Raw genomic sequence first — 6152 nt, forward strand, 5'->3', positions numbered from 1 at the left:
CTCGTCGCCGGGCTATTCGTCGCTGCGACGCACCTCGAACATCACGCGCCGCTGGTACGGCGTACCCAGTAACGTTGCCCGGTACCCAAGTGCGCTGATGCGCGCCTGCACGACCGGCCAGTCGACCTGCTTGCACACCCAGACCACGCCGCTCTCGTGTTCGGCCAGTTCGACCACCAGCGGCTCGTCGTAAGGCGGATTGAAGCGCGGCTGCTGCAGCGTCTCCAGTGAGATCTTCTCTACTTCCGTGCCGGTCCCCAGGTGCAGGTGCAGGCCGTAGCGGGCCATGTCCTCGACGAACACCACTTCCTCCACGGGCACGCGCGCGCGTTCGCGGATGGCTTCGGCCCAGGCCCCGGCATCCTTGTGCGTCGGCCACCAGGCCAGCGCCAGCTTCAGCGCCAGCAGCAGCGCCACCCATGCCAGCAGCCACGGCCAGCGCGGCAGTGGCCGGCTCTCTTCTTGCCATTGCAGCGCCACGATCAAGGCCATGGGAGTGAATAGCGGCAACAGATACAGCGGCATCCGCGATCGCGCGAAGCAGAACACCAGCAGCGGCAACAGCAGCCACAGGCATGCCAGCAACCAGTGCGCGTCGGCCAGGCGTCGTGCCGGATCGCCGCGCCAGGGCGTCGCCAGTGCCGGCAATCGGCGTACCCATCGCCACAACGTCGGGGTCCACGGCAGCGTCCCGATCACCACCGTCGGCAGGTAGATCTCGATCCAGCCATACCACTCGGCGTGGCGGCCGAATTCGCCGGTGGTCATGCGGTTCACCACCTCGTCGCCGAAGAAGTATTGGAACAAGCCCGGGTTGCCATGGAACACCGCCAGGTACCACGGCAACGCGAGCACCGCGAACAGCACCATGCCCGACCATTGCAGCACCCTGTGCAGGCGCCGGCCCGGCATCAGGTAATCGAACAGCAAAATGACCGGCAAAAACACCAGGCCGATCGGTCCCTTGGTGATGAAGGCCAGTGCGAACCCGACCCACATCAGTGCGATCCAGCGGTCCGGATGCAGCGACTGGCCGGCGTGGCCTTCAGCAGAGCCTGCCTGAGTGAACCGTGCTTCGACGAAGGCCCACATCGCCAGGGTTTCGCACGCCGCCAGGACGTAGTCGGTGGTGATCAACTGCGACGCGCCGACGGTGAACCACATGCTGGCATAGGCCAGCGCCGCGGCATTCCCGCTGCCCGGCGCCAACCTGCGCGCGATGCGCCAGGTCAGCCAGACACAGAGCAGGTACGAGAGTGCCGCCGGCAGTCGCGCGGCCCAGGTGTTGGCGCCGAACACGGCGATGCTGGAGGCGATCATCCAGTAGGTCAGCGGCGGCTTGGTCCAGTGCCCGACCTCGTGGTTGCGATGCGGATTGAGCCAGTCGCCGCTGTCGAGCATGTTCAGGGCGACATTGCTGTAGCGGCCCTCGTCCGGATCCCACATCCCGCGCGTGCCCAGGAAGCACAGCGCCAGCACCATCGCCATCACGGCGATCCAGGGCGACGGTGAACGCAGGGCGCGGGGCATGCGGACTCGAGGGCTGGCGCTCGTTGGCCAGAGCGGGCAGCGCGACTCTACGGTGTCAAACGTAAGGCGTTTGTCGGAACGCAGCCGGCTGGCAGCAACCGGGCCGGAGAAGCGGGCTCAGCCGCCGACCTGGGCGATCCAGTCTTCGAGGTTGTAGTAGTTGCTGACGCGCTGGATCCGTCCGTCGCTGACCTCGAAGAACGCACCACCGGGCAACACGTACTTCTGCCCGCGTGCTTCGGGCAGGCCGGTATCGCTGACCATGTACTCGCCATGGACGATGTACTCGGCCGCGGCCCGCGCACCGTCGGGGGACACCATGACCACGATGTCGTGCAACTGCTCGCGATAGCTGCGGGCCATGCGCTGCAGGAACGCGGCGAAGGCCTCGTGGCCGATTTCGCGCGGGCCCTGGTTGAGGTCGTGGACGATGCCCTCGCCAAGCAGGGCCAGCATCGCGTCCCAGTCGCCACGGTTGAACGCCGCGTAGTACGCCAGGATCAGCTCCGTGGCGCGGTCGTGACTGCGGGTTCCGTCGATCTTCATCTTCGCCTGTCCTTGCGGGCCGGTGGGGGGCCGGAACAGCGATGATAGCGGCGCCGCGGGGGTCTGCGAACGTGACACTTCCGCCAAAAGCGCAAATGCAGAAGGCCCGCTTGTGGCGGGCCTTCTGTCCGGACGGTCGGTCCGGCCCTTTCGCGTCGTCAGGCCGGCGCCGTCGGATCGATACCGTCAGATCTGCACCGCAGCCCGTTGGCGCTGGCGGATCATGCTGATCGACAGCACCGCCACCAGCAACGCTGTCGTCACGATGAAGATGCCCACGCCCAGGTTGGCGCCGCTGAGGCCGCCGGCGGCGGCGACGGCGTGTTCATCCGGGACGAAGCGCGCTGCCTGCATGCCGGTGTAGTGCATGCCGCAGACCGCCACGCCCATCACCAGCGCGCTGCCCAGCATCTGCAGGCGGCCGCGCAGGTTGAAGGCCAGCCACAGCGCCACCACCGATGCGACGATGGCAATCGCCGCCGAGGCGGCGACCAGGCCCATGTCGTAGCTGATGGTCGCCGGCATCCGCATCGCGGCCATGCCGCTGTAGTGCATGCCGGTCACGCCAAGGCCCATGAACAGTCCGGCCACGACCAGCTTGCTCCAGCCGAACATGCCGGTCCCGGCGATCGCCAGTCCCGCCATGCACGAGGCGATGGCGACCGCTGCCGAGAACGCGGTGGTGCCCAGGTCATAGGTCACCGCGATGTCCATCTTGCAGGCCAGCATGGCGATGAAGTGCATGGCCCAGATCGCGCCGCCGCCCATCGCCGCGCCGGCCGCGAAGACGGCGCGCCAGCGCTGGCTGGCGCCGCGTGCGCTCGGGATGGCGATGGCCAGCTGCAGCGCCGTGAACGAACCCAGCACCGAGACCAGATAGGAAAGGACGACGAGCAGCGGATCATGGAGGCACTGGATGGCATGGTCGTGCGGCATTGCGGATCTCCCCTTGGTGTGCGCGATGTTGGTGTGCGTGATGGCGGCGCCAGGGCGCAGCGGCCCTGGAAGACAGCTCAGGCGTGGAAATCGAAACTGCAGTTGTCGGCCCCGGCGTTGCGGCAGCGGCTTTCGCGCACGCGCAATCGCTCGCCGCCGTGGCACGCGCCCAGCAGCCCGCCGAGCATTCCGCGCAGGAAGTGGCAGCTGGCGCCGTGGTAGCCGCGATGGCAGAACGGGCTGTTGTGGATGACCAGGCTGGCCTCGTGCAGCTCGGCCTGCACGATCTGCCGCATCGCCGGCAGGGCGATGTGGCGCACGCCGTCGGCAACGGCGAGCTGTCCGCCGAGGGCGAAGTCGCGCTTGTAGACCCAGGCACCGACGCGCTGGCCCAGGTAGCGCAGCGTCGGCTCGCGCTGCTCTTCCGGCAACTCGTGCTCGAGCGACATCAGCGGGATGAAGATGTTGGGGTAGTCGCGTGCCAGTTGCGGCAGGAGCGTCTCGACCCGCTTTGGATCAACGGCGACAGTCGATTGGCTGCGGGCCGGCACTGCCTGCCTGGCTGCGGGCGGGGGCGGTGATGATGCCGGTGGCGCGGCGCCGCTGGCCGCGGACGCCTCGAAGCTGCGCACCAGCGGATGGGTGCCGACGGCTTCTTCCAGTTGCAGCAGTTGCTGCTCTTGTCCGCGCACCAGCATGGTCAGCACCACGCCATCGTCACCGCTGGCCATGCGCTGGCGGAGCAGGGTGAATCCCTTGGCAATCACGATCTGGCCGAGGGCCAGCAGCAATCCTTCGCGGCGGTCGGCGACCACGCGAAACTCGACATCCACCATCAGCCACCCCCCTGGCCTTGAGTGTTGTTCCGATCAGTTTTCGCGCTGTCCTTGCGTCGGCGCATCCGGACGACCTGCGACTGCCATTCGGGTCCCCACCCGTGGCCTGGTCGCAATCCCTTGGTCGGCACAAGCTCCGGCCAAGTTCAGCAATGTGATGATGCGTTCCCGGCCGGACGAAAAGCAATCGCGATTTTTTCGTCCATCCGCATTCGTCCGGATGGTCAGCCGCGCGCGAACAGCTCCGGAAGTGCGTCCGGGTCGACGTTGCCGCCGGACAGCACGATGCCGACGCGTTGGCCGGCAAACAGGTCCTGGCGCGTCAGCACCGCCGCCAGCGCGACCGCCGAGGATGGCTCGACGATCTGCTTGCTGCGCTGCCAGAGCAGGCGCATCGCCGTGACCGTGTCGCGGTCGTCGACCTTCAGGACCTCGGCGCGATGCTGGTGGAGCATGACGAAGTTGGGTTCGCCCAGGGTGCCGCGCAGGCCGTCGCAGATGGTGTCGGGTGTGAACTGGGCGACGCGCTCACCGCGCTGCATCGATGCCCAGGTCTCGGCCGCGCCGCTGGGCTCGGCCAGGAACAGCTTCGTTCGCGGCGACAGCGCGGCCACGCTCAGCGCCGTGCCCGCGGCCAGGCCGCCGCCACCGACCGGCACGATCAGCGCGTCGAACGCGATGTCGTTGGCCAGCAGCTCCATCGCCGCGGTGCCCTGGCCGGCGATCACGCGGAAATCGGTGTACGGATGCACCAGTTCGGCGCCGGTGTCGGCTTGTACCTGGGCGCACTTGGCTTCGCGTGCGGCAATGGTGGCCGCGCAGCGGTGGAGCACGGCGCCGTAGGCTTCGATGGCCGCGACCTTGGCGGCGACTGCGCCTTCGGGCACCACCACGTGGCAGGCCACGCCACGCGTGCGCGCAGCCAGGGCCAAGGCCGCGCCGTGATTGCCGGAGGAATGGGTGACCACGCCGCGCGCGGCTTCGGCCGGCGTCAGCGACCAGATCGCATTGCACGCACCGCGGAACTTGAAGGCACCGGCGCGTTGCAGGTGCTCGGCCTTGAAGTGCAGCTCGCAACCGGCCAATGCATCCAGGCTGTGCGCGCGCAGCACCGGGGTGACGTGGGCATGGGGGGCGATGCGCGCCGCGGCGGCCAGGACCGCGTCGAAGTCGGGCAGGGTGGCGGCGCGGGTGGCGGGCTGGGCAGGAGCGACGTTGGTCATGCGCCGATGCTAGCGCGACGCAGACCGGTTGAGCAGGCTCACCGCCGCCGAGCCGGCCACCACCAATGCCGCGCCGATCCAGCCCAGCGTGGTGATCCGTTCCGGTGCCAGCCACTGCGGCCACAGTGCGTGCACGGCGGTGGCTGCCGCGATGCACAGCAGTGGCGTGGTGGCGAGGATCGCCGACACCCGCGACGCCTCCCAGTGCGCCAGTGCCTCGGCGAACGCGCCATACGCGCCGATGGTGTTGAACGCGCAGTACAGCAGCATCGCCCAGTGCACCGCGTCCAGTTGCAGCAGCGCCGCCGGATGCGAGAACGGCAGCAGTGCGACGCTGGCGAAGGCGTAGATGAAAAGCAGCACCTGCATCGAGCCCAGGCGCAGCAGCAGCTGCTTCTGCAGCAGTGCGTACACCGCCCAGACGATCGCGCCGACGATCACCAGCGCCGATCCGAGCACGTAACCGGGCGCGCGTGCGCTGGCGGCCAGCTGGTCGGCAAAGAACAGCCCCATGCCGGTCACCAGCAAGGCCAGGCCGAGCCACTGCGCGGCGCGGAACTGCTCGCCGAACACCCACACTCCGCCCAGCGTCATCAGCAGCGGCGCCAGCTGGATCAGCAACTGGGCATTGGCCGGCGTGGTGTGCTGCACGCCGAGCAGATAGAAGACGTAGTTGCCGACCAGCATCAGCGCCGCCAGCGCCAGCATCGCGGCGCCGCGGCGACCGAGCTGGGCATATCCGCCGAGCTTGCCGCGCGCGCCGAGCCAGGCCCCGGTCACGACCGCCGCCACGAGGAAGCGGAACCAGGTCAGGGTGATCGGGTCGAGGACCTCCAGGACCAGTTTCAGCGCGACCGGCAGTGTCGCCCAGCACAGCGCGGTGACCAGGGTGAGCAGCAGTCCCAGCCGCCATTGGCCGGACGCACGGTGCAGGGTCATCGACGCTCTCGGGGAAGGAAGGCGTGGCATGCTGGCATCGGCCTGCGGACAGGGCAATGCGTTTTGGCTTGCGTCTGCGGAGGGGCGTCGTCCGCCGGGCCGGGGATTGCTCCGCCCCTTCGTCGGACATCCTGTCCGAAGG

At 68.5% G+C, this 6152-nt stretch carries 6 protein-coding genes; all 6 read right to left on the reverse strand.

The features are described 5' to 3' along the window. Positions 1–12: 12 nt before the first annotated feature. Positions 13–1530 carry an ArnT family glycosyltransferase gene (locus tag AC3A3X_RS16785; RefSeq protein WP_487584142.1) on the reverse strand — a complete coding sequence of 506 codons (1518 nt, stop codon included), beginning with the start codon at positions 1528–1530 and terminating at the stop codon, positions 13–15. Between the two features lie 117 nt (positions 1531–1647). Then, a complete protein-coding gene (locus AC3A3X_RS16790; RefSeq protein ID WP_487584143.1) occupies positions 1648–2076 on the reverse strand; it encodes a ketosteroid isomerase-related protein in 429 nt (142 codons plus the stop codon). A gap of 186 nt (positions 2077–2262) precedes the next feature. Next, positions 2263–3012: an MHYT domain-containing protein gene (locus AC3A3X_RS16795; RefSeq protein ID WP_487584144.1), complete on the reverse strand. Its 750-nt coding sequence runs from the start codon at positions 3010–3012 to the stop codon at positions 2263–2265. Positions 3013–3089: 77 nt separating this feature from the next. After that, on the reverse strand, positions 3090–3848 hold the full coding sequence (locus AC3A3X_RS16800) for a V4R domain-containing protein (RefSeq protein WP_487584145.1): 759 nt from the start codon (positions 3846–3848) through the stop codon (positions 3090–3092). A 224-nt stretch (positions 3849–4072) separates the two neighbouring features. Beyond that, positions 4073–5071, reverse strand: coding sequence for a pyridoxal-phosphate dependent enzyme (locus AC3A3X_RS16805; protein WP_487584146.1), 999 nt, complete (start codon positions 5069–5071; stop codon positions 4073–4075). A gap of 9 nt (positions 5072–5080) precedes the next feature. After that, a complete protein-coding gene (locus AC3A3X_RS16810; RefSeq protein WP_487584147.1) occupies positions 5081–6010 on the reverse strand; it encodes a DMT family transporter in 930 nt (309 codons plus the stop codon). Positions 6011–6152 lie beyond the last annotated feature (142 nt).

Source organism: Lysobacter sp. Soil_N_23, from assembly GCF_057656135.1.

Excerpts from the sequence above, each read along its gene's own strand:
- AC3A3X_RS16795 (WP_487584144.1), bottom strand. The coding sequence starts at position 3,012 with ATGCCGCACGACCATGCCATCCAGTGCCTCCATGATCCGCTGCTCGTC.
- AC3A3X_RS16810 (WP_487584147.1), bottom strand. The coding sequence starts at position 6,010 with ATGACCCTGCACCGTGCGTCCGGCCAATGGCGGCTGGGACTGCTGCTC.
- AC3A3X_RS16790 (WP_487584143.1), bottom strand. The coding sequence starts at position 2,076 with ATGAAGATCGACGGAACCCGCAGTCACGACCGCGCCACGGAGCTGATC.
- AC3A3X_RS16805 (WP_487584146.1), bottom strand. The coding sequence starts at position 5,071 with ATGACCAACGTCGCTCCTGCCCAGCCCGCCACCCGCGCCGCCACCCTG.
- AC3A3X_RS16785 (WP_487584142.1), bottom strand. The coding sequence starts at position 1,530 with ATGCCCCGCGCCCTGCGTTCACCGTCGCCCTGGATCGCCGTGATGGCG.
- AC3A3X_RS16800 (WP_487584145.1), bottom strand. The coding sequence starts at position 3,848 with ATGGTGGATGTCGAGTTTCGCGTGGTCGCCGACCGCCGCGAAGGATTG.